The organism is Nocardia sp. NPDC051832 (genome assembly GCF_040681285.1).
Classification (GTDB): Bacteria; Actinomycetota; Actinomycetes; order Mycobacteriales; family Mycobacteriaceae; genus Nocardia.
This window is the reverse complement of record NZ_JBFAYL010000004.1, coordinates 100,474-123,615: the sequence shown is the minus strand read 5'-3', so window position 1 is coordinate 123,615 and position 23,142 is coordinate 100,474. Positions and strand designations below refer to the sequence as shown.

The following is a 23,142-nucleotide window of genomic DNA, read 5'->3' as shown; positions in this document are numbered from 1 at the left end:
ACGCAGCTCCGGGTCCCAGGGCCGGGAGCGTCAGCCGTTGGGCCGCACCAGGATCTGGATGTGATCGTCGGGGTTGCGGAGCGCTTCGATCGCGCCCGCGACTCCGTCCAGCCCGACCTGATCGGTGATCAGGGCGGCGGCGTCGATACTGCCGTCGGCGATGCGGCCCAGCGTCTTCGCGTACTCCTCATGCGGGTAGACCATGCACATCTGCAGGGAGATGTCCTTGTAGATGCCCACGATGGGGCGAATGACGTCGTCGGTCATGACCGAGCCGACCTGCAGGATCGTGGTTTGCCGGGGCACCTTGTACATCAGGTCGTTGAGCATCCCCGGAACGGCGGCACAGACCCAGACGTGCAGCAGCTGACCGGACGAGGCCGCCGCGCGCCAGACCTCGACCGGGTCCTGCACGCCCGGATCGACCACCCGGTGTGCGCCGAGCCGTAAGGCGGTCTCGCGCCGCAACTTCGAAGGATCCGACGCGATGATGGGTGCGACGCCGCGCTCGGCGAGAGCGGCGACGACACCCAAACCGACTGGACCGCAGCCGATCACGATTCCGGTGCCACCCTGGCCGATGCCGGTGCGCGCGACATTGCCGTAGCCGACCGCCAGCGGTTCGGTGAGCGCGGCGACGTGCGGCGGGACATGCTCGGGGATGGGTTCCAAGGCCATGGCCTGCAACACCATTCGCTCGCCGTAACCGCCCGGGAAGTCGTTGGAGAAGCCGACGCCGTGAATCTGCCCGGCGTGATCAACGGCCCAGGGGAGCGCGACGACCAGTTGACCTTCGGTGTGCGGCGTGTCCGGCCCCGCCGAGAGGACACGGGCGGCCAGCTCGTGGCCCAGCACCACATCGCGGTGCGGGTCGAATTCGAAGGTAGGGACGCCGCTGTCCCGGGAGGCCTGGAGAAACTCGTCGGTGAAGTCCAGGGCCTGCTTGTCGGACCCGCAGATGCCGCACGCCACGGTTTCGACCAGGACCTGTCCCGGACCGGGTACCGGCTCGGGCACCTCGTCCACGACCAGTCGCCGATCGCGCATCACTACCGCCCGCATCAGTTGCTCTCCTCGGCGCCGAGCGCGGAAGCCAGTGCCTGACCGTGCTTTTCGAACGCGCTCTGGATGCCGGCGGTCAGGCCGCCGATCATGCGTTCGCTGTTGGCGTGTGCCCATTCCAGCGAGGCGACACGGTTGCGGTTGGCGCGGGTGAAATGCGGAATCACGTGCTCGGCGAACAGTTTCGCCGAGCGCTGGGTGGCCTCCCAGTCCGCGACATTGAGGCCCAGGAGCAGGAAGGTTCCGAAGCCGCCGGATTGTTCGGCCAGCTTCTCGATCGTGGCGATCGCGTCGTCGGGCGTGCCGATGGTGGCGCGCCCGAACGCGGGGAATCCTTCGCCGGCCCACTGCTGCACCGCGGCGCGCGCCGAGGTGTTCCACGGGGCTTGCCTGCCGCTGAGCTTCTCGATGTAGTCGACGAGATGACCGACACCCCACTCGGCCTCGCGCAGGGCCTGTTCGCGGGTCTCGGCGATATGCATCGGGGCGACGAGCCGCCACTGCGACCGGTCCACGGTGTGCCCGTGCTCGGCCATGGTCCGCTCGTAGACCTTCCAATTCGGCAGCAGCGCTTCGTATCCGGAGGGATCGGAGGCGGCCAGCGACAGCAGGCCCGCACCGTGGCGTCCGGCCAGCACCGCGCCCGAGGGGGAGATGGTGGACGCGACCGCCAGCTCCAGGTCGCCGTACGGCAGCAGCTGGAGCCGGGCTTCCTCCAGGTGGTACCACTCCGAACGCGCGGTGACGGTTTCCCCGCGCAGCAGCCGGACCAGCACGGCCATGGACTCGTGCATCATGTCGCGCTGCCGGACCGGATCGATGCCCATCATGGCGGCATCGGTGGCCAGCTGCCCCGGGCCGACACCCATCATGGTGCGGCCCATGGTCAGGTGATCGAGCAGGCACAGCCGGTCGGCGAGCATCATCGGCTGGTGATACGGCAGCGAGTTCACGCCGGTGCCGAGTTTGATCCGCCGCGTGCGCTGAGCGGCGGCGGCGAGGAAAACCTCAGGGGCGGCGATGATTTCGAGCCCGGCGGAGTGGTGCTCGCCGACCCACGCCTCCGCGTAGCCGAGCTGATCGGCCAGTTCCACCAAGGCCAGATCGCGGTGGATCTGCAAGGTGGGGTTGCCGGTCAGCGGGTGATAGGGGGCGATGAAGAATCCGAACCGAGTAGGCCCGTGCTGCTCGTTATCGCTCAATGCAGTTGTCCTAACTAGTACTACTGAATCACCGGGACCAGTCGTGGCCCCAGTAGCTGTCGGCGGTGATCTCCTCCGCGCTGTAGGTGGATTCGTCGACCTGCGTGCCCTCGGTGCCGAATTCGAGGTCCCAGCCGCCCGGGGTGCGGACGTAGAAGGAGATCATCTTGTCGTTGGTGTGCCGGCCCAGCGTCGAGGACAGGTGGTACCCGGCCTTGCCGACCCGATCCAGCGCCCGGCCCACATCGTCGAGCGAGTCGACCTCGACCATGATGTGCACCAGCCCGGAACCCTCTTGCCCGCCCGAGGGAATCAGCGCAAGGCTGTGGTGGCGTCGATTGACGCCGAGGAAGCGCACCCGCATCGGGCCGTACTCGGGCGGCGTCGGCAACCGGAACGCGCCACGCGGCAGGAAACCCAGCACCTCGGAATAGAAGCGGAACGCGGCATCGAGATCCGGCACCGGCAGGACGGCGTGGCCGAGGCCCAATCCCTCGGTGACGAAGCGGTTTCCGTGCTGACCCACCACGGGGGAGTGGTCGAGCACCGGCCCGTGGAACACCTCCACAGTGGTGCCGGCGGGGTCGAGGAAGCTGATCGCTTCCTCGACCCGGCGCGCGTCGGCCTCCGCCAGCGTCAGCTGCGTGACCTCGATGCTGAACTGCTCCACGGCGGTCCGGACCTGCGCCAGCGCGCGATAGTCGCGCACTTCCCAGCCGATGGCGAGCACCTTGTCGGCGTCGCCGGGCACCAGTTCCAGCCGGGCGGCGCGCTCGTCCATACGGAGATAGAGCGCGTCCGGATCGGGTCCGGTCCCTTCGGCGAAGCCGATGACGTCGAAGGCGAAGGTGCGCCAGGCGTGCGGGTCGCTGACCGCGACCTTCACATAGCCGAGCGAGCTGATGACTGTCATTGCCGAGATCCTTTGGCGAGAGAGGGTCAGAGAAGGTCGTGGTCGCGGGTGTGCAGGCCCAGAGCGCCCGCGGTGACGGCGTTTTCGATGCTGCGCCGCAGCGCGAGGCAGCCGCGGAAGGGGCCGTCGCCGGCTTCGGCGCAGCTGCGGGCCGCCGCGCCGTTCCACTGCACACTGGTGTGCGCGGGACTGAATTTGACGACGCTGACCAGGTTTCCGCAGGCGTCGCAGGTGATGGCGGGCATGGCTAGCTCAGGCGCCCGGCGGCGAGGTTCTCGGCCACTTCGGCCTCCCACGCGGTCACCGCGCGGGTGGTGTCGACCTCGAATTCGAAGCGATCGGTCATCTTCTCGTCGATCTCGGCGACGTCCCGGTAGAACTGCTCATACCAGCGCCGCAGCTGGTAGACCGGACCGTCCTCCTCGCACAGCAGCGGGTTGTCGATGCGGGTCTTGCGTTTCCAGATCGCGACGTCCTGCTCGAATCCGCGGCCCAGGCCGCTCGCGAACCGCACCGCCATGGCATCGGCTTCCGCCGGGGCGAGCCCGGGCAGCTTCTTCACGATCGCGCCGTACTGCAGGACGAACTTGGTCGGCGTCACCGGGTAGTGGCAGTTGATCAGCACCGATTCCACTGCGACGCCGTTGGTTTCGCTGACCAGGTGATCGATCATGTAGGAGGGCCCGTAGTAGTGCGCCTCGGAGCGCAGCACATTCTTCCCGCCCGCCTCTTTCGCCAGTTCGCCCTGGACGTCCTCGCGTCCGATCGAGGTCATGTACTGGCTGGCGACGTGTCCTTCGAAGACGTTCTTGAAGTACGTCGGGAAGGCGAAGTGCACGTAGAAGAAATGCGCCATGTCGACGACGTTGTCGATCACCTCGCGGCAGTTCGCGCCCTCGATGACGATCTCGTTCCAGGTCCAGTCGCTCCACTCGTCGCTGAAGACGCCGTCGATCCGCGGGATCGTGACCTCCTCGGACGGCGGGTTGCCCTCCGGGTCGTGCCACACGAACAGCTGCTTGTTCTGTTCCAGCGTGGGCCAGGCCTTGGTGCGCGCCAGCGGCGGTACCCGGCGGGCGTACGGGATGCCGGCGCAGCGGCCGTTGCCCTTCCAGCGCCAGTCGTGGAACGGGCAGGCCAGGGCGTCGCCCTTGATGGTGCCGTCGCCCAGGTTTCCGCCCATGTGCCGGCAGTAGGCGTCGAGCACGTTCAAGGCGCCGTCGCCGGCGGCGAAGACGACGAGCTCGGTGCCGAAAGCCTCGATGGTGTGCGGCTTTCCGTCGCGGAAGGAGTCCGCGAGGCCGAGGCAGTGCCAGCCGCGGGCGTACCGTGCGGGCGGGGCGCCGGTGTCGATCACGCGCACCTGATCGTCGGTCATGATGTGAATTCCTCCGAAGGTATTTCGGTCAGGTCTATGACGAGCTGGGTTATTTCGATGCTGAGACCGCTGCTCGGGGACCGGTAGGTGTGGTCCCACTCAACGGGCGTTGCTCGAGCCGCTCGAAACCGGAGCGATAGAACAGCAGCGGGGGCGCCTCGCGCTGTTCGCCGAGCGCGGTGACGTGCCCGACCACGATGGTGTGATCGCCGCCGTCCACCTCCTGTGCCAGCGTGCAATCGATCCAGGCGATCGCGCCCGCGAGCAGCGGTGCGCCGTTGGGGGAGCGCGTCCAGTCCAGGTCCGCGAATTTCTCCGTCCCGCTGCGGCTCAACTGGCGGCATACCGATTCCTGATCGGCGGCAAGGATGTTCACGCAGAACCGGCCGACCTCGCGGATACGCGGCCAGGTGGTGGAGGTGCGGGCGGGGAAGATCGCGACCGCCAGGGGGTCCAGCGACAGTGCGGAGAACGACTGGCAGGCGAATCCCAGCGGTCGCTCCCCGTCCAGCGCGGTGACGGCGGTGACGCCGGTGCAGAACCGACCGAGGACGGCCTTGAAGTCGAGGTCGACGGCCATATCGGCAGCCATCCTTTCACGATGAAGTTTCTACTAGACATATTCCGTTTCGCCATGAAAGTAAGCTGTGACCGCGAGGGGGTGTCAAGGATGGATTCCGGCTACCGAGAAGATCCGTAGCGGTCTACGTAGTTTCCGGGATTCGCCCATCGGCCCGGGTCGGCACTGTGATGGGGGACACAACGAGGACTGCCGAAACCGCACATGCCTAGTCGAAATACTCCTAAGCTTGGATGCGCTACACCACTGGAGGTAACCATGACGGTCGAGATGCTGACCCATCCCGAGTCCGGCGAAGCGTGGACGGGAACGGGTCGAGCGACCGCCAAACCGGCGCAACCGCCGGTGTCCATGATCGAACGAATGACGTTGATACTGGACGCCTTCGACGGCTCGACCCCGACGCTCACGCTGCTCGGCCTGGCCGAACGGACGGGTCTCCCGCGCTCCACGGTGCATCGCATCCTGGACCAGATGATCCGGCTGCGCTGGCTCGCGCACGCCCCCGGCGGCTACCGGCTCGGGATGCGCACCCTCGAACTCGGCGGACTCGCCGCCGACCACAACGAGATTCGTGATGTGGTGAGTCCGCTGCTGCACGACCTGGCGCAGCGCACCGGCATGGTCGGGCACCTCGGCGTGCTCGACGGGCGTGAGGTGCTCTACCTGGACAAGGCCGGCGGCCGCGGCACCGCGAACGTGCCGACCCGGCTGGGCGGCCGAATGCCCGCGCACAGTACGGCTTTGGGCAAAGCGCTGCTCGCTTCGCTGGAGCCGAGCATCGTCGAAGCCTCCTTCCGGGATCCGCTACCCCAGCTGACGCCCCGGACCATTTGCGACAGAGGCGAATTGCATCGCGAGCTGGCCCGGATCCGGCACCGCCAGGGCGTGGCCGTCGACAACGAGGAAGCGGTGGCGGGCATCGCCTGTGTCGCGGTGCCCGTGCGCGGCCGGGGCGCGGCCGTCGCCGCGCTCTCGCTGACCGCCCAGATCACCGGCGAGCGAACGGCTCTGGACACCGCGCGGCTGGCCCGCGTGCTCGTCGAGGTGGCACACGAGGCAGGCCGCAGCCTGTTCCCGAGGCATGCGCGGTGGCGCTAGCAGGATTTTCCTGGTCAGGGATATGCCTAGGCGATATAGTCCGATTCGTGAGTGATCGAACCAGGCGTGGCCATGAGTGACGCGAAGGTGCCCGAGCTGCCGACCACCAGCTGGGCGGTGCTCGGAATGCTTTCGCACGCCGAGGAATTGTCCGGCTACGACCTGAAGAAGTGGGCCGACTGGAGCCTGCAGTTCTTCTACTGGAGTCCCTCCTTCAGTCAGATCTACGCCGAACTGAAACGCCTGGAGAAGCACGGCTACGCGACCTCGCGCACCGTGCTGCAGGACGACGGCGTCCGCGGCAAGCGGATGTACGCCATCACCGATTCCGGCCGCGCCGCCGCGGCCCAATGGGTCAACCACGCCCCCGTGGAGGCCCCGGTTCTGAAACATAGTGTCATGCTGCGCGCCTGGCTCGGCCACCTCGCCGAGCCGGACCGCCTGCGCGAAATCCTCACCGAGCACATCGATTACGCCGAGCGGATGCGCAAGCTGGCCGAAATCGACGCCGAGGGCGCCGACGAGAACCCCGACTGGGCCTATCCGGGCGCGGTCCTGCGCTGGTGCGTCCGCCACTACGAAGCCGAACGTGACTTCGCCAAGGAACTCCTCGCCGACGTGGCCAAACTCGCGGCCGAGGCCCCGAAGCGCCCCCCGAAACCGAAGGGCCGCCGCGCTTCCTGACGCGCGTAGTCATGGCCGGACCCGGCTGCCTGCCACTCAGCGAGACATCCTCTTTGTATCGCGGCTAGGGGTATTTCTAATAGGCATATAGGAGGTGGTCATGCGGACCGATATCGTGCTGCAACGCTCGCTGGACCCGGTCGAGGCGGGGATCGCCGCGATCGCGGCGGGTGGGTTGGTGGTCGTCGTCGACGACGAGGATCGGGAGAACGAGGGCGATCTGGTGCTGGCCGCGTCGTTGGCGACGCCGGAGACCATCGGGTTCATGGTCCGGCATACCAGCGGGGTGCTGTGCGCTCCGATGACCGGGGCTGAGCTGGATCGGTTGCGGCTACCGCCGATGGCGGCGGTCAACGAGGACCCCAAAGGCACCGCGTACACGGTGTCGGTGGACGCGGCCGGCGGGATCAGCACCGGCATTTCGGCCGCGGATCGGGCTCGGACCGTGCGAGTGCTGGCTGACGCGGCCACCGTGGCGAGTGACCTGACGCGGCCGGGACACGTGTTTCCGCTGCGGGCGGATCCGGACGGTGTGCTCGGGCGACCCGGGCATACCGAGGCCGCGGTCGATCTGACGCGGCTCGCGGGATTGCCGCCCGCCGGTGTGATCGCCGAGATCGTGCGGGACGACGGGTCGATGGCGCGGCTGCCCGAGCTCGTCGAATTCGCTCGCGCACACCAGCTTCCGATCATCTCCATCGCCGATCTGATCGAGTACCGGCAGCGGGTCGAGCGCACCCTGAGCCGGGTGGTCGAGACCCGGCTGCCCACCAGGTTCGGCGAGTTCCGGGTGGTCGGCTACTGCGACGACCGCACCGGAACCGAAACGCTCGCACTGGTTTTCGGCGAGCCGGGCGCCGACGGCGTGCTGGCCCGGTTGCATTCGGAATGTCTCACCGGTGATGCGCTCGGCTCCCTGCGCTGCGATTGCGGAGACCAACTCGACGCCGCGTTGCGGATGATCGCCGAGGCCGGGAGCGGCGTGGTGGTGTACCTGCGCGGGCAGGAGGGGCGCGGTATCGGATTGCTGAACAAGCTGCGGGCCTACCAGCTCCAGGATCGTGGGGCCGACACCGTCGAGGCGAATCTCGCGCTGGGCCTGCCCGCCGACGCGCGGGAGTACACCGCAGGCGCACAGGTTCTCGCCGATCTGGGCATCCGCTCGGTGCGGCTGCTGAGCAATAACCCGGCCAAGCAAGCCGGTCTCGAGGAGCACGGGGTCACGGTGTTGCAGCGGCTCCCGCTGCAATCGACGCCGACCGAACACAACATTCGGTACCTGCGCGCCAAGCGGGATCGCATGAATCATCAACTCGTGGATGTCGACGCGATACCGCAGCGTGCCACCTCATAATTCGGCCGGCCCGAGCTAACCGGACCGCCCTGCTACGGTGCGCGGCGCGGTCCGGATCGGTGAAGCTTTTCCGGTTCTCGCGGTGGGCGATGAGCATGCGCCGGGGTGATTTGCCCCAGGATTGCCGAATCGCCAGTGTTTCACTGTGGAGTATTTACGTTCCCGGCCGCCGCGCCGCGACCTGCTGGTTTCCTGAGGAGGTCAGGATGGAGAGTCCGCGAGTTGGGTGAGCCGGAAGCCGGGGACCGCGGTGCACCGAATACCTCTGAGACAAGATCACTTTCGTTCGGGCTGGGCGTGGTCGGCGCTGGGCGCGCTGCTCGCCGTCGTCGGGGTCGTGGTGTGGGTAGCGCGCCCCGAACCGATCACCTGCGAGGCGACCACCACCGCCACCGACACCATGGCCACGACGCAGATCGCGTTGCCGCCCAGCAGTTCCGGCGTCGCGACCAAGCGCACCACGCCGCCGGAACCGGCACCCACCGCCTCGCCTTCTTCGGCGGTGCCGGGGGAGGCGCGCTACTACTCCTTCAGCCCCGGCGTCGCCTGCTCATATCAGGATCTGCCGGTGGACGGCTTCTATGTCGGCATCTCCACCCATGAGTACGGCAACGCCGACCTGTGCGGGGCCTTCCTCGACGTTCACGGCCCGTACGGCGACGTCCGGGTCCTCATCGCAGACCGCTGCCCGGGCTGCGCACCGGGTCAACTGGATCTGAGCACCGCCGCCTTCGAGCAGATCGCCGACCCGTCCCAGGGGGTCGCGGACATCCGCTACAGCGTGGTGCGCGACCCGGATCCGGCGCCGGAAGTGATCTACGAGGTGAAGCCGGATTCCTCGGCGAGCTGGCTCGCGGTGCTGTTCAGCAACACCGGAAATCCGTTGCGGCAGGTCGCGATTCGTCCGGCCGACGGCGGCGACTGGCAGGACCTGACCCGCGGCCCGGACAACCACTGGACCATCTCCGGCGCGGGCGAGGGTCCCTTCGCCGTGCGGGTCACCGATCTCTACGACAACGCGACCGAGATCTACGGCCTCACCCTCGACCCCGGCCCGCACCGCACCGGCGCTCGCCTCTACCCGAACGAACCCCCGCCGGAACCCGACACCACGACCACCGAACCGGCCCCGGCCCCGCTGCCTGCCCCGACCGCCCTGCCCACGACTCCCGCCGGGTCGGAAGCCGACCGGGCACTGGCGGAATGTAAGGCAGGCTAGCTCCCCCCGACGAGCGCGTCGGCCAGCGCTCGGGTGAGCCATTCGGTGTACCGCTCGAGCGACCAGTCGCACAGCAGGACCAGGCGCTCGTAGTGATCGACGGCGAGATAGTTCCACAGGATGTCCCGGACCTCCTCGACCTCGAGGTCCGCGCGCAACTGACCCGTGCCGTGCAGGTGGCGCCCGAGCATCAGCATTCCGGTGCGGCCCTCCTCGGTGAGTTTGTCCCAGACCGGCGTCAACGAGTCGTCGACGTGGCGGGCGTCCCGGATGAGGATCTGCACCCGCGCCGACCGCTGGGTCCGCACGGCGAGTCCCGCGACGAACATCGCGATCTTCCGCCGCGCGTCGGGCTCGTCCTGGATGGCCAGCTGCTGGGGGCGCTGCGCGACCGGCACCGGCTCGTCGTCACCGGCGATCACGAAGTCGAAGACCGCTTTGGCGACCGCCGCCTTGGTGCCGAAACCCTTGTACACGCTTTCCGCCGAGACGCCCGCGTGGGCGGCGATCCCGGCGATGGTGGTCGCGCGGAAGCCGTCCCGCTCGAACAACTCGCGCGCCGCGACGACCACGGCGCGGCGCCGGGCGCGGGCCTGCTCCTGCCGGCCCGTCGCGTCATATTGCCTCTTGACTGGCGTCATCTCCCGTCCCACACTTTTAAGTACAGTCTAACTGTATCTAATTTGGAGCCCATCATGATCACTCTGCCCACCGATCTGAAATCTGTCGCCATCCGCAGCATCGAGCTGATGACCGAGGGGACCCCGGCCGATTTCGCCGAGGTCGTCCACCCGGACGGAATTACCCGCGAACGCAAGGCCGCGCCGCCCGCCGCGCGCGGCACCGGTCCGGAGGCGTTCTACCAGCTCGCGAGCTGGCTGAGCGCCGCCATCAGTGACCTGTCCTACGAAATCCATTGCGCCGCCGCCGAGGGTGATCTGGTCACGCTGAACACCACCATGCGCGGTCGGCACACCGGGCCGGTGGTCTTCTACGACGAGCAGGCCGAGGTCGAGCAGGCCTTCGCGCCGACCGGCAAGACCTTCGAGATCACCCAGTCCCATTGGTTCCGCATGCGCGAGGGCAAGATCGCCGAGCACTGGGCCAACCGCGACGACCTCGGCATGGCCCTGCAACTGGGCTGGGTGCCGCCGACGCCGATGTACCTGCTGCGCTGCGCCAAGGTGAAGCGCGCGGCGCGAAAAGCGCTGCGCGCCTAGCCTTCCGGTCAGCTCGCGGCGAGCTTCGCGGCCAGCGCCCGTCCGGCGGCGCGGCCGGAGAAGATGCAGCCGCCGAGGAAGGTGCCCTCCAGGGCGTTGTAGCCGTGCACGCCGCCGCCGCCGAAGCCGGCCACCTCGCCCGCGGCGTACAGGCCCGGGAACGGATCGCCGCCGGGCTGGATGACCTGGGAGTCCAGGTTGGTTTGCAGGCCGCCCAGGGTCTTGCGAGTCAGAATATTGAGGCGGACCGCGATCAGCGGGCCCGCCGCCGGATCGAGGATGCGATGCGGCTTGGCGACCCGGCCGGCCTTGTCACCGAAATACTGGCGCGCGTTGGTGATGGCCATGAGCTGGCTGTCTTTGCTGAATTTGTTCCCGATCTCGCGGTCGCGGGCCACGATCTGACGTTCCAGGGCGGCGTAGTCCAGTTGCGGGCCGCGGGCGATCTTGTTCATCCCGTCGACCAGATCGCGCAGGTTGTCGGCGACCACGAAATCCGCGCCGTGCTGCTTGAACGCTTCGACCGGGCCGGGCGCGCCCTTGGCGACCCGGCTCTTGAGGGTGAGCTTCAGATCCTTGCCGGTGATATCGGGATTCTGCTCGGAGCCCGAGAGCGCGAACTCCTTCTCGATGATCGACTGGGTGAGCACGAACCACGAGTAGTCCTCGCCGGTCGCCAGGATCTCCCGCATGGTGGCGTTGGTGTCGAAACCGGGGAAACACGGTGCGGGCAAACGCTTTCCGTGCGCGTCGAACCACATCGAGGACGGGCCGGGAATGATCCGGATGGCGTGGTCGGGCCAGATCGGATCCCAGTTCATGATGCCCTCGGTGTAATGCCACATCCGGTCGCGGTTGACCAGGGCGGCCCCCGCGGACTCCGAGATGCCGAGCATCCGGCCGTCGACGTGCGCGGGCACGCCCGAGATGAGGGTCTGGGGGCACGGCCCCAGACGATCCACCGGCCAATTGCGGCGGATCATGTCGTGGTTGTGCCCGATACCGCCGGAGGTCACGATCACGGCCTGAGCGCGGAACTCGAAGTCGCCCAACACCTCTCGGGATGAAGCCTTACCGCGCTCCAGATCGGTGTCCTCGAGGACGCTGCCGCGGACGCCGACCACCGCGCCGTCCTCGACGATCAACTCGTCCACCTGATGCCGGAAGCTGAAGCCCACCAAGCCCTTTCGCTCCGCCTCCAGAACCGGCTCGGCGAACACCCGCAACACCTCGGGCCCGGTGCCCCAGGTGAGATGGAACCGCGGCACCGAATTGCCGTGCCCGTCGGCGAAACCGCCGCCGCGCTCGGCCCAGCCGACCAGCGGCGTCACCCGCAAACCCAAGTCGTGCAAGTAATCCCGCTTCTCGGTGGCGGCGAACCGGACGTAAGCCTGGGCCCACTGGCGCGCCCAACGATCCTCGTCGTCGCGGTCGAAACCGGCCGAGCCGAGCCAATCCTGAAGCGCTAGTTCGTAGGAGTCGTGGATGCCCAGGCGCCGCTGCTCGGGGCTGTCGACGAAGAACAACCCGCCCAACGACCAGAACGCCTGCCCGCCCAGGTTGTTGCTGTTCTCCTGATCCAGCAGATGCACCTTGTGGCCGGCCTTGCTCAGCTCGTACGCGGCGACCAGTCCGGCCAGGCCGGCGCCGACGACGATAACCTCTGCCGCATCGGCGAATTCGGGACTGCAGTTCTTCATGTCGATCCTTCGGTGGTGGGGGTGCTGTACGCCAGCACCACATGACAGAAAAGGTCGGTGCGCCGTCGCCGGACCTGGCGGCTGCGCGGTTCCATCAGGACTTGCACGGCGGTGCCGTCGTGCACGGCGACGAGGGCCTGCCCGAGCGCGGTGGGGTCGGGGACGATGCGCCCGGCCCGGGCCAGCGCGGTCACGATCGTCGGGATGAGCGCGGCGACGATCGCGTCCTCCCGTGCGGCGACGACCCGTCGCAGCGCCGGTGTGCGCAGCGCGTGTGCGGTGAACTCCGCGGTGATGCGGAACCACGCCTCATCCAGCGGGACCGCGCGCACCAGCCGGTCCACCGCGGCGGTGATGTCCTCGGCGCCGTCGACGGCGATGTCGTCCAGGGTGGCGCGGACATCGGCGAGCATGTCGGCCGATCGCTGCTCCCACATGGCCAGGAACAGCTCGTCGAGCGAGCTGAAGTTCGAGTAGAACGCGCCCCGGGTGAACCCGGCCCGCTCGCACACCCGCTCCACCGAGGCCCGGCCGAATCCTTCCTCGGCGAACACCTCATAGGCGGCCGTGAGCAGCCGGTTTCTGGTCTCGACCCGCCTGCGGGTGACCCGCGGCGCGCCCATTGCCGACGCCAACGGAAACCTCCTCCGCGCTCGATACACTTCTGTATTCAATACAGAAATGTATCAGAAGCTCAGCTGCCGGGCAGGCGTACGAGCGGAACGCCGGACAAGCCTCGCTCGCACAGCAGCACCGTGGCGGTGATCGCTTGATCTTTCGGGATAGTCCGGCGGGAATCGAGCCATTGCCGGGCGGTGAACCGGCAGATTCCCACCAGTCCGGCCGCCAGCATCCGCGCGCGGAACGGATCGGTGCTCGGCTCGCGGGCCAGCAGGCCGGCCACCGCGAGGACGCAATCATCGATCGCGCGGTCGACGCGCAGGCGCACGGCAGGTTCGGTCGGCACCTCGGTCTCGAAAACGAGCCGGAACCCCTCCGGATCGTTGTCGATGAAATCGAAGCAGACCTCGACCGCGGCCCGGGCCCGGCTCGGACCGCCTCCCGCGGCATTCAACGCCTCCCGGATCCCGGCGACCAATCGGTCCAGGCGCGACTGGAGGACGGTCAGGTAGAGGTCGAGTTTGCTGGAGAAATGTTTGTACATGGTCGGTTTGCTCATGCCCGCCAGGTCGGCGATCTCGCGCATCTGGGCCGCGTAGTACCCCTGATGCCCGAACACGTCCGCGGCTGCCGACAACACCTGCTGGCGTTGTGCGGCGCGCGCCGTGCGCGCGTGCATGCCGCGATCGGAGAGTCCCCGCACCCGGAGCATCTCAGCACGCTCGTCCCGCACCGACTGTGTCATGCCGCCCTCGCCTGTTTCCGCAACGCCCCGACCTCGTGAATCGGTTCGGAACAGCGTGGCGAGAGTATTGGCGACATGTCAACAAGGTGTGAGATATCTGTCGGGCGAGCTGCCGTGCTGTCATGATGGCGGCAGCGCCGGAGGTGTCATCGTCCAGAATCCGTCCCGGCGTGAAAGGTTGCGAGAGACAGTGGATTTCGAACTTCCCCAGGAACTGGCCGGATATCTGGCCGAGCTGGATGCTTTCATCGACGCCGAAATCGTCCCGCTCGAGCAGCAGGCCGACAACATGCGTTTCTTCGACCACCGGCGCGAGGATGCCCGCACCGACTGGGAGCGCGGCGGCCTGCCGACCGCGGAATGGGAGCAGTTGCTGGCCGAAGCGCGGCGTCGCGCCGATGCCGCGGGCCACTACCGCTACGCCTTTCCGCGGGCGTTCGGCGGGCGCGACGGCACCAATCTCGGTATGGCGGTGATTCGCGAGCACCTGGCCGCGCGCGGACTCGGCCTGCACTGCGATCTGCAGAACGAGCACGCCATCGTCGCCAACAACGTAGGTCTGCTGCTGATGCTCGAGTACGGCACCCCGGCCCAGCAGGCGCAGTGGGTGGACGGACTGGCCGCGGGCACCAAGGTCTTCGCCTTCGGCATCACCGAACCCGAGCACGGTTCCGACGCCACCCACATGACCACTACCGCGGTCCGCGCCGGTGCCGACTGGATCATCAACGGCGCCAAGACGTGGAACACCGGGGTCCACATCGCCGAGGCCGACCTGATCTTCGCCCGTACGGCAGGTGGGCCCGGCGACGGCCATGGCATCACCGCGTTCCTGGTACCGACCGATGCGCCCGGCTTCCGGATCGAGGAGTATCTGTGGACGTTCAACATGCCCACCGACCACGCGCGGATCTCGCTGACCGAGGTGCGGGTCCCCGACTCGGCGAGGTTCGGGCCGGAGGGTCTCGGGCTCGGAGTCGTGCAGCACTTCTTCAACGAGAACCGGATTCGCCAGGCCGCCTCCAGCCTCGGTGCGGCGCAGTATTGCGTCGACGAGGCCGTCGCATACGCCAAGGAGCGGAAGCCTTTCGGCAAGCCGCTGGCAGCCAACCAGGCCATTCAGTTCCCGCTGGTCGAACTGCACACACAGTGCGAGATGCTGCGCGCCCTCCTGCACAAGACCGCCTGGACAATGGACACCTACGGCACTTTCGCGGCCTCGGAGCAGGTTTCGATGTGCAACTACTGGGCCAACCGGCTGTGCTGCGAAGCCGCCGATCGCGCCATGCAGGTCCACGGCGGTCTCGGCTATTCGCGGCACAAGCCCTTCGAGCACATCTATCGGCACCATCGGCGATACCGGATCACCGAGGGGGCCGAGGAGATCCAGATGCGGCGGGTGGCCGGATATCTATTCGGGTTCATGGATCGCAGCGCGGTCAAAGGCGTGTGAGTTTGGGTACTCCTGGGAGAACGGAACTCGCCCTCGGGCAACCGGATTCAACTGCGGATTTGCTCAGGATGCGGATCGAGGGCGTCCGCGCTCCCGCTTATTGATCTTGATCGGCGCTGCCGCGCCGTCGAGAGCTTTTGGCGTGAAACGGAATTGAGCGCTGGCAAAGGCTCCGCATACAACGATTGTGTGCCAGGCGGGTCTCGCTTGGCTCCGATTGCTTGACGGTCGCTTCGCCGATTCTTACCTTCGCGGATATGGGCCGAGTGATAGTCACTGACTATCGTCACTCGGCCTCTCACAACGGCGTGAGTTGGGTGATCACGATGGTAAACCGGAAGACAATTCGTTTCGAAAGGTGGCGGCTGGTACGGGCATTCGCAGTGCTCACGTTCACAGCCGGAATCGCGGCGACGAGCCTAGGGACAACGACGGCCTTGGCGAATCCCTGTACCGCAGTGGATGTGGTGGTCGCCCGAGGTACCGCCGAGCCGGGCTGGCTCGGCGCCGCGATCGGCGATCCGCTGTATAACGCGCTCCAGCACGCACTTCCGGTGGCCTCGACGGCATACTCGGTGAACTATCCGGCGAATCTCGGCGTGCCGTCGTCGGTGAGTGACGGCACTCGCGACCTGACCGCGCACCTCGAGCATCAGGCCGCGCGGTGCCCGGATCAGCGATTCGTCCTTGTCGGATATTCGCAGGGCGCCATCGTCGTACACGGCGTGCTCGGCACGGGCAACGTGACCTCCGTGGGCGGCATCCATACCCTCCCCGGCTGGATCGAGCCGCGGGTGGCGGCGGTGCTGCTGTTCGGTGATCCCAACCGCCTGACCGGTTGGGGTGTCCCCGGAACCTACAGCTGGCGGACCGGAAACTACTGCACCGCAGGCGATCCGGTGTGCGGCGCCGGATTCGACTGGGGTGCGCACGCCGACTACGGCTGGGCCATGTGGCCCGCGGCCGGTTTGGCGGCGAGCCGGGTTTAGACCGGACCGGGAAATCCGGACAGCGGGGTCGGCCGGAGCCGGCCCCGCTGTCCGGTATCTACCAGTGCAGTCCGGGAATCACCTTGGTGACCCGAGCGGCCGGGGTCGGCAGCGCCATCAGCGGGAGCAGTACCGGCGCGAGCATCGTGAGCGGACTGCGCGAGGAGCTCGGCTGGTCTGGCGTCTTCGGCTGAACACCCTGTGCCGCACGGGATTCCCCGAACATCCGATAGCCCTGATGCAGAATCGAGCGCTTGACCGACGGCATCAGCAGATCTACCGCCTGCGCGAAAGTGCCGACCGGAGTGTCGATCCGGTGTGGACGCTGTTCCAGGGCGCGCAGCACGATCGCGGCGGCCTGATCCAAGTCGTGCACCGGCAGCGAGCGGTAGAGGTCGGTGGGCGCGATCATCGGGGTACGGACGAGCGGCATCCGGACCGAGGTGAAAGTGATTCCGGCGTCCCGGTTCTCGACGGCGGCGATGTCGGAGAAGTTGTCCAGCGCGGACTTGCTCGCGACGTAGGCGGCGAAGCGCGGAACCTTGGTCTGCACCGCGATCGAGGAGATATTGACGACGTGACCGAAACGCCGCGCCCGCATGGACGGCAGCAGGGCCAGAATCAGCCGCACCGCGCCGAAGTAGTTGACCGCCATGGTGCGCTCGAAATCGTGCATGCGATCGGTCGAGTTGAGCACCGAACGGCGGATCGAACGCCCCGCGTTGTTGACCAGGTAGTCGACGTGATCATGGTCGTGCAGCACGGTTTTGACAAGCAGCTCGACCGCTTCGGGATCGGTGATGTCGCACGGGTAGGCGAAGGCGGAACCGCCGGCGGCGCGCACGGATTCGACGGCGGCGTCGAGATCTTCGCGGCCGCGGGCGACCATGAGCACGGTGCCGCCGCGCCGGGCGACGGCGTGCGCGCTGGCCAGGCCGATACCCGAGGAAGCGCCGGTGATCAGCACGATCCGGCCCGCGAACGGATCGCCGGCGGTGGGGCGATCCCGATCGGGGTCGAGGTTCTCCCGCCAGAACTGCCAGAGCCGTTCGGCGTAGCTGTCGAAGGCCGGGACGGTCAGGCCGGAGTCCCGCAGCTGCGCCTGAGTGGAGTCCGAGACGAATTCGGCGGTGAAGCCGACATGCGGTGCGACGGCCGCGGGGATACCGGCCTGCTCGAAGAGGAAATCACGCACGGCCGGCACACCCGGCAGCTGCGCCAGACCGTTCAGGGCGAACCCGCTGCCGGGGACCACGCCGATGCCGGTCGGGCCGCCCGCCGCGGTGGCCAGCGCCCGGTACACCTCGTCGAAGGGCTGTGGTTCCGGGTTGACCAGATGGAAGGTGCGCCCGTCCAGGCCGGGGCGGCGAACCAGCTCGACCATCGCGGCCGAGACATAGTCGACCGGGACGATATTGGTGGCGCCCAGGTCCGGCAGCGGCACCGGCAGGTCGGCGGGCAGGCCGGCCAGCTTGGCGATGGCGGGGAAGAAGTAATAGGGGCCGTCGATCTTGTCCATCTCGCCGGTGCGCGAATCGCCGACCACGATCGCGGGGCGGTAGACCCGCCAGCGCACGTCGGCGGCCGCGCGGACCAGCTTTTCGGCCGCGAACTTGGTGCGGTGATACGGCGAGGTCAGCTGCTGGCCGAGGTCGAAGTCCTCCTCGAAGAACTTGCCCTTGTGGTCACCGGCGACGGCGACCGACGACACATGGTGCAGCACCGCCCCGAGCTGCCGGGCCAGCGCGATGACCGATGCGGTGCCCGCGACATTGGCCGCGTGCGCGGTCGCCTCGTCGGCGCTCATGTCGTAGACGGCGCCCAGGTGCAGCACGTGATCGGCCGCGGGCGGGTTGTCCTGCAACCCCAGGTTTTCGGCGGTCAGGTCGCCGAGCAGGGCGAAGACCCGCTCGCCGCCGTGCCAGCCCGCGGCGAGTTCGCCGAACTTCGCCAGCGACGCCTCGCGAATGAGGACGTGCACGATCGCCTCGGGGTCGGCGTCGAGCAAGCCCTGCACGACCCGTCGCCCGAGAAAACCGGTACCGCCCGTGACGATGTACGCGGTGCTTGGTGAAAGACCCATCACCCCTCCTGCTCATGTCTTGAATCGTTTTGTGGCACAACGCCGATCCGACATGCAGCAGTGGATGCGGATAAAAGAAGCCGGGGAACACCTTCGGTCCGACTGATTAGAAACTGTAATAGGTCGGAGGAGGTTGCGGCAAAACGACGCGGTGTGGAACTGGTCACCCCGTCCGCGCAGGTCAGAGGGTATGTGTGACAACGCTTTGCAGTTACCGCGTGTGCCGGGAACGGTCTCTCCTGGACTTCCGCCGTAGACTTGGCGATCGGCGGGCGGGTGGTCCGTTCGCGTCGGGTGGTACGGCGGTGGCGGTGTGAACGGGACGTCGACGACGTATCGGCAGTCGCACGCGACGCTGCTCGACTACTGGTTCTGTCTGCTCGTCGGAGCGGTATTCGCCGGTGGCGGAACGCTTGTCGTGCTCTCCGCGCTGGCCGCGATCGCCGACCGCGCCAGTCCCTCGTTCGATCACCTCGGTGTGGCCTTCGGCCTGACCCTGGGCCTGCTCTGGGCTGCCCTCGGTCTCGGCAGCCTCTGGCTCGCCCGCGAGATCCTGCGCACCACAACCCGTTTGATCATCACTCGGGAAGGTCTGACCCACATCCACGACGGCGCGGTCACCGCCTTCGCCTGGTCCGAGATCGCGCTGATCCACGCCGTCGGCCCCCGCCTGACGATCCTGCCCGGCTTACGTGAGCTCTACGCGATCCCCACCACCGACTTGCGCGCTACCCCGGACGCCATCCTGACCACGATCCGCCACTACTGCCCCACGGTGACGATCACCCGCTAGCCGCCTCAGCCGGCGAGCACGTCGTCGACCGTGGCGGCGATGCGGTTACGGAAGGTGTTGGGGGAGAAGCTGATCGCGTGATCGCGGACGGCTTCCGGGTCGTAGTCGGCGGAGCTGAACGCGGCCATGGCCTTGGCGAAGCCCTCGGTCACCGCCTCGTCGGGTCCGTGCGGCACGTGCTCGCCGCTGACGCCGGGGATGACCGTGTCCAGCGCGCCGCCCGCGCCGACGGCGATCACCGGTGTGCCGCAGGCCATCGCCTCGACCGGCACGATGCCGAAGTCTTCGACGCCGGGCATCAGCAGGGCGCGGGCGCGGCGGTAGGTGTCCAGGAGCACCTCGAAGGAGGTGGCGCCGAGGAAGGTGGTTTCCGGGCCCGCGAGCGACTCCAGGTGCTGGCGGAAGCGGCCGTCGCCGAGGATGACCAGCTGGACGCCGGCTTTCTGCGCGGCGCGGATGGCGAGATCGGCGCGCTTGTAGGGCACCAGGCGACCGGCGTAGAGAAAGAAGTCGCCGCGGGGAATCGCCGGGGCGGGGGTGAAGCGCTCGACGTGGACCGGCGGGTTGATGACCGAGGCGGGTAGGCCCCACCAGTCGTGGATCCGTTCGGCGACCGCGCGCGAGTTGGCGATGACATGCGTGAGATGCAGTGCGGCGCGCAGTTCGTTGCGCCGGGCGAACTCGCCGAGCACCGACAGCGCGGCCTGCCCGGCCCGCCCGCCCGCTTCCTGGGCCCGGAAGGCCGGGTCCCAGGCCCAGCGCGCGGGGGAGTGCACGTAGGCGATGGTGGGGGCGTCGGTGGCGAACACGGCCTGCGTGGCGAAGGCGAAGTGGCTGATCAGCACCGCGTCGAACCGGTTGCGCAGCGGCAGCTTCCGCAGCGCCCGCGGCAGCAGGGGCATGAGCGGCGCGTGCGAGCCGACGACCGAATGCGCCTTGCTCAGCCAGGTGTCGCGCACCGTGTGCAGCGGCGGCCGGACGCTGTCGGGCTCCACGATCGGGGCGAAGACTTCCGCGCGTGGCCAGTTCTCGAAGAACTGGGCGACACAGGTCTCGGACCCGCCGAGCTCGGTGAACCGCTCGTGCACGATCGCCATGCGCGGAAAACTCATCAGGATTCCAATCTTCGCGGCGCCGCGTAGCGGCGGATGGCCGGCGCCACCGGGCGGCCGATCAGCAAACCTTCGACGCTGCGCTGCTCGAGGGCTTTGCGGTAGACGATGGCGGCTTCGCGGCAGGCGGCGACGGTCTCGGCGATATCGGCCTCGGTGTGCGCCGCGGAGGTGACGAACGATTGCCCGAGCACGCCGCGGTCCAGCAATTCCTGGATGAAGAGCGTGCGGAAGGCCTGGGACGGCTGCCCGTCCGCGTCGCGCGTGGCGTAGATCAAGCACGACGGGCGGCCGAGCACCCGCAGGTAGTCGCTGATGCCGAACTCGGCCGCGACCGAATTCACGCCGTCGGCGAGCAACTGCCCGGCGCGCTCCATCCGGGTGATCGGATCGCCGGTCTCGTACTCCTGGACGACGGCGCGAAAGGCGGCCAGCGACGCCGTCTCCGGTCCGTGCGTGGTCGACATCAGGAACACCCGTTCCTGATCGGTGCGCAGACCGCCCAGCTCCATGAACTCGCGTTTGCCCGCGAGCGCCGACAGCGGGAACCCGTTGCCCATGGCCTTACCCCAGCAGGACAGGTCAGGCCGGACCCCGTAGACGGTCTGCGCCCCGCTGGCCGACCAGCGGAACCCGGTGATCATCTCGTCGAAGATCAGCAGCGCGCCGTGGGTGTCGCACAGCGCGCGGACGCCTTCCAGGAACCCGGGCTCGGGTTCGGCGAGCGCGGTCGCGGCTTCCAGCACGACCGCCGCGACCGGTGCGGCTTCCAGGGCCGCCGCCAGCGAGGTCAGGTCGTTGTACTGGAATTTCACCGTGCTGTCGGAGGCGGGAATCCCGCTGTCCATCGCGGTGGTTCCGATGAACCAGTCGTCGACCGAGAAGAACGGCTGATCGCAGATGGCGACCGCGGTGCGCCCGGTGGCGGCGCGGGCCAGCCGCACCGCCGCGGTGGTGGCGTCGGATCCGTTCTTGGCGAATTTCACCATGTCCGCCCCGGGCACGAGCCGAAGGAAATCCTGTGCGGCCAGCAGTTCCAGTTCGCTCGGCCGGCTGAAGCTGATGCCGTCGGCGATGGCCCGTCCGACGGCCTCCAACACCGGCTGGAAGCCGTGCCCGAGGGTGACCGAGCGCAAACCCATGCCGTATTCGACGTAACTGTTACCGTCGGCGTCCCAGACCCGGGCGCCTTTGCCGCGCACCAGGATCGGCGCCATCTGCTCGGGATACTGGTCCGCGCCGCGGGCGTAAGTGTGGGCGCCGCCGGGTACTACTTCGTGTAACCGGGCTTGCAGTTCGTTGCTGCGCGTGAAACGGCGCTGGCGGGCGGCGGGTTCTTCGCTGGGCGCAGATTGCATGACGGGCTCCTCCGACGGTGGGTAACGCACGCGCACTCGAATGCCCGCTGCACCAATCGCATTGTGCGCGAAGGATCTACGGACCACTGTAAACCCCGTCGGGTGACGCTGTCGTTTCGTTACCGGAACATGCGCGCCACGCGACACATAGGGGGAAACGGACCCGTGCCGGGGTCGATTCATGCCGGTGATGTCACTGCCCACAGCTCGTAATCCGCCCGGCGCCCGGTTGGTCCCACGAATTGCCGCATCCGCCCCTCTCGGATCATGCCCACCCGCTCCGCGATCCCGATGGACTCGGTGTCCGCCGGCTCGATCTCGGTAGCGATCCGGCGCAGCCCGAGCGTGTCGAAGCCATGCGAGATCAGCAGCCGCATCACGGTTTCCCGGACCCGGTCCTGGGGCGGTTCGGTCCAGACGAACAGCCGTGCGTTCCGGTCGAACATGTCCAGCTCGAAGAGGCGGGCCTCGCCGGTGTAAACCCCGTCCACCTCGATCGCCAGCACCAACCCGGCGGAGGAGTGCAATCCGGCTCGCGCACGCAGATATTCCCGAATCCAGCGCGCATATCGGTGCCGCGCACCCCATTCGGCCGTCGCGGCCCCGGGGGCTATTCGATCCCGGGCCCGCACGCGGCTGTCGCGCCAGCGCCGCCAGTCCGAGAACCGGCGGTTGCGGACCACGACCTCCGGATGCGCCGGATCGCTCAGCCGCATGCCGGAGGTCTTGCGCAACGGGTCGGCCGAGTGCAGCGTCCGGCCCGCGTAGTAGCGCGCGGTCGCCAGCGTGACGGCGGTGCGGCTGAGCGCGGCCACCTCGTTCTCCTGAACCTCGGGAATAGGCTCACCGCCGGAGTGCCGCGCGATCCAGTTCTCGGTGGCGCCTTCGGCGGGTAGGTCCGAGGCCAGGACCGCCCACAGATCGTGGTCCCGGCGCTCGCCGCCGACATCGAAGTAGCGCGCCATCAGCGCTTCGCGCCGCATGCCCAGCGCGGCCGCGCCCGCGGCCGTCCCCTTGTTGGCGGGCGAGATCGGCGCGGTGATCCGGTGCAGCCCGGCTTGCCGGAACCCGAAGTCCAGCATCATCGCCACGGCGAGTCCGCCGATGCCGTGCCGCGCCAGCCGCGCGTCCACCCAGATACCCAGTTCACCGCTGCCGCCGCTGCTGCTGCCGTCACCGCTGCTGCTGCTGCTGCCGCCGCTGTTGCTGCTGCCGCCGCTGCTGTCGCTCCGTTGCGGCGGAGGTGTGGGGGCATTCCCCACTGCGATCGATCCGAGTTCGATCTGTCCGGCGAAGCGGCCGTTCACCTCGATCACCATGCCCAGCCGCCGGCTCGCGCGGGCGTCGGCCCGGCTGTCGAAAACCTCACGCACCCAGAGCTTTCCGGTGTGCCGCTCGGCCCAGTCCAGGGGCGAGGTGGTCCAGAACGGCTCGATGTAGCGTTGATCGCGCAACCGGATCCGGCGCCACTCGGCGTAGTCGTCGATCCGCGGCGGCCGCAGCACGACCGTCGCGTTGTGCAAGCGCACCGGACCCAGCCGGATCCGGGACAGCGCCACTTCACCGTTGGGCACG

Annotated in this window: 22 protein-coding genes; 8 read left to right on the top strand and 14 right to left on the bottom strand. The window is 68.1% G+C overall.

The window, feature by feature from the left end:
- Positions 1-30 precede the first annotated feature (30 nt).
- From AB0M14_RS26190 to AB0M14_RS26165, 6 genes are read right to left on the bottom strand one after another with little or no spacing between them, the layout of a single operon-like run.
- Entirely contained in the window at positions 31-1,062 is a 1,032-nt protein-coding gene (locus tag AB0M14_RS26190; protein ID WP_364999316.1) for a zinc-binding dehydrogenase, read from the bottom strand.
- Positions 1,062-2,264, bottom strand: coding sequence for an LLM class flavin-dependent oxidoreductase (locus AB0M14_RS26185; RefSeq protein ID WP_364999314.1), 1,203 nt, complete (start codon positions 2,262-2,264; stop codon positions 1,062-1,064). The genes AB0M14_RS26190 and AB0M14_RS26185 overlap by 1 nt, the downstream gene beginning before the upstream one ends.
- 28 nt (positions 2,265-2,292) lie before the next feature.
- Positions 2,293-3,177, bottom strand: a complete 885-nt coding sequence (locus AB0M14_RS26180) for a VOC family protein (protein WP_364999313.1) — start codon at positions 3,175-3,177, stop codon at positions 2,293-2,295.
- Between the two features lie 26 nt (positions 3,178-3,203).
- Entirely contained in the window at positions 3,204-3,422 is a 219-nt protein-coding gene (locus AB0M14_RS26175) for a hypothetical protein (RefSeq protein WP_364999311.1), read from the bottom strand.
- Between the two features lie 2 nt (positions 3,423-3,424).
- Positions 3,425-4,555, bottom strand: a complete 1,131-nt coding sequence (locus AB0M14_RS26170; protein ID WP_364999310.1) for a Rieske 2Fe-2S domain-containing protein — start codon at positions 4,553-4,555, stop codon at positions 3,425-3,427.
- 49 nt (positions 4,556-4,604) lie between these two features.
- Entirely contained in the window at positions 4,605-5,147 is a 543-nt protein-coding gene (locus tag AB0M14_RS26165) for a flavin reductase family protein (RefSeq protein ID WP_364999308.1), read from the bottom strand.
- A 246-nt stretch (positions 5,148-5,393) separates the two neighbouring features.
- On the opposite strand from AB0M14_RS26165, the gene AB0M14_RS26160 reads away from it, so the two are divergent.
- The 4 genes from AB0M14_RS26160 (at position 5,394) to AB0M14_RS26145 (ending at position 9,493) form a co-directional block, all read left to right on the top strand.
- The gene (locus AB0M14_RS26160) at positions 5,394-6,236 is read left to right on the top strand and encodes an IclR family transcriptional regulator (protein ID WP_364999307.1); all 843 of its coding nucleotides are present in this window, start codon (positions 5,394-5,396) and stop codon (positions 6,234-6,236) included.
- Positions 6,237-6,308: 72 nt separating this feature from the next.
- Positions 6,309-6,920 carry a PadR family transcriptional regulator gene (locus tag AB0M14_RS26155; protein ID WP_364999305.1) on the top strand — a complete coding sequence of 204 codons (612 nt, stop codon included), beginning with the start codon at positions 6,309-6,311 and terminating at the stop codon, positions 6,918-6,920.
- A gap of 100 nt (positions 6,921-7,020) precedes the next feature.
- Positions 7,021-8,274, top strand: coding sequence for a bifunctional 3,4-dihydroxy-2-butanone-4-phosphate synthase/GTP cyclohydrolase II (locus AB0M14_RS26150; protein WP_364999303.1), 1,254 nt, complete (start codon positions 7,021-7,023; stop codon positions 8,272-8,274).
- A 226-nt stretch (positions 8,275-8,500) separates the two neighbouring features.
- Positions 8,501-9,493, top strand: coding sequence for an expansin EXLX1 family cellulose-binding protein (locus AB0M14_RS26145; RefSeq protein WP_364999301.1), 993 nt, complete (start codon positions 8,501-8,503; stop codon positions 9,491-9,493).
- Here the strand turns inward: AB0M14_RS26145 and AB0M14_RS26140 are convergent.
- Positions 9,490-10,134 carry a helix-turn-helix domain-containing protein gene (locus AB0M14_RS26140; RefSeq protein WP_364999299.1) on the bottom strand — a complete coding sequence of 215 codons (645 nt, stop codon included), beginning with the start codon at positions 10,132-10,134 and terminating at the stop codon, positions 9,490-9,492. The two genes, AB0M14_RS26145 and AB0M14_RS26140, sit on opposite strands and share 4 nt — an antisense overlap.
- Before the next feature lie 54 nt (positions 10,135-10,188).
- Between AB0M14_RS26140 and AB0M14_RS26135 the strand changes: the two genes are divergently transcribed.
- On the top strand, positions 10,189-10,713 hold the full coding sequence (locus AB0M14_RS26135; RefSeq protein WP_364999296.1) for an ester cyclase: 525 nt from the start codon (positions 10,189-10,191) through the stop codon (positions 10,711-10,713).
- 8 nt (positions 10,714-10,721) lie between these two features.
- On the opposite strand, the gene AB0M14_RS26130 is transcribed toward AB0M14_RS26135, so the two are convergent.
- From AB0M14_RS26130 to AB0M14_RS26120, 3 genes are all read right to left on the bottom strand, one after another.
- A complete protein-coding gene (locus AB0M14_RS26130) occupies positions 10,722-12,413 on the bottom strand; it encodes an FAD-binding dehydrogenase (protein ID WP_364999294.1) in 1,692 nt (563 codons plus the stop codon).
- Positions 12,410-13,036: a TetR/AcrR family transcriptional regulator gene (locus AB0M14_RS26125; RefSeq protein WP_365000484.1), complete on the bottom strand. Its 627-nt coding sequence runs from the start codon at positions 13,034-13,036 to the stop codon at positions 12,410-12,412. Before AB0M14_RS26125 ends, AB0M14_RS26130 begins: the two co-directional genes overlap by 4 nt.
- Positions 13,037-13,107: 71 nt before the next feature.
- Complete coding sequence (locus AB0M14_RS26120) at positions 13,108-13,779, bottom strand: TetR/AcrR family transcriptional regulator (RefSeq protein WP_364999292.1); 672 nt, start codon at positions 13,777-13,779, stop codon at positions 13,108-13,110.
- A 190-nt stretch (positions 13,780-13,969) separates the two neighbouring features.
- On the opposite strand from AB0M14_RS26120, the gene AB0M14_RS26115 reads away from it, so the two are divergent.
- On the top strand, positions 13,970-15,232 hold the full coding sequence (locus AB0M14_RS26115; RefSeq protein WP_364999291.1) for an acyl-CoA dehydrogenase family protein: 1,263 nt from the start codon (positions 13,970-13,972) through the stop codon (positions 15,230-15,232).
- A 326-nt stretch (positions 15,233-15,558) separates the two neighbouring features.
- Positions 15,559-16,221 (top strand): cutinase family protein, encoded by a 663-nt coding sequence (locus tag AB0M14_RS26110; RefSeq protein ID WP_365000482.1) that lies wholly within the window; start codon positions 15,559-15,561, stop codon positions 16,219-16,221.
- 58 nt (positions 16,222-16,279) lie between these two features.
- On the opposite strand, the gene AB0M14_RS26105 is transcribed toward AB0M14_RS26110, so the two are convergent.
- Complete coding sequence (locus AB0M14_RS26105; protein ID WP_364999289.1) at positions 16,280-18,304, bottom strand: SDR family oxidoreductase; 2,025 nt, start codon at positions 18,302-18,304, stop codon at positions 16,280-16,282.
- Between the two features lie 313 nt (positions 18,305-18,617).
- Here AB0M14_RS26105 and AB0M14_RS26100 point away from each other — a divergent pair, with 313 nt between their 5' ends.
- Complete coding sequence (locus AB0M14_RS26100; protein ID WP_364999287.1) at positions 18,618-19,097, top strand: hypothetical protein; 480 nt, start codon at positions 18,618-18,620, stop codon at positions 19,095-19,097.
- 5 nt (positions 19,098-19,102) lie between these two features.
- On the opposite strand, the gene AB0M14_RS26095 is transcribed toward AB0M14_RS26100, so the two are convergent.
- From AB0M14_RS26095 to AB0M14_RS26085, 3 genes are all read right to left on the bottom strand, one after another.
- Entirely contained in the window at positions 19,103-20,209 is a 1,107-nt protein-coding gene (locus AB0M14_RS26095) for a glycosyltransferase (protein WP_364999285.1), read from the bottom strand.
- On the bottom strand, positions 20,209-21,567 hold the full coding sequence (locus tag AB0M14_RS26090; RefSeq protein WP_364999284.1) for a glutamate-1-semialdehyde 2,1-aminomutase: 1,359 nt from the start codon (positions 21,565-21,567) through the stop codon (positions 20,209-20,211). The genes AB0M14_RS26095 and AB0M14_RS26090 overlap by 1 nt, the downstream gene beginning before the upstream one ends.
- Positions 21,568-21,746: 179 nt before the next feature.
- Complete coding sequence (locus AB0M14_RS26085) at positions 21,747-23,141, bottom strand: GNAT family protein (protein WP_364999282.1); 1,395 nt, start codon at positions 23,139-23,141, stop codon at positions 21,747-21,749.
- Position 23,142: the final 1 nt, after the last annotated feature.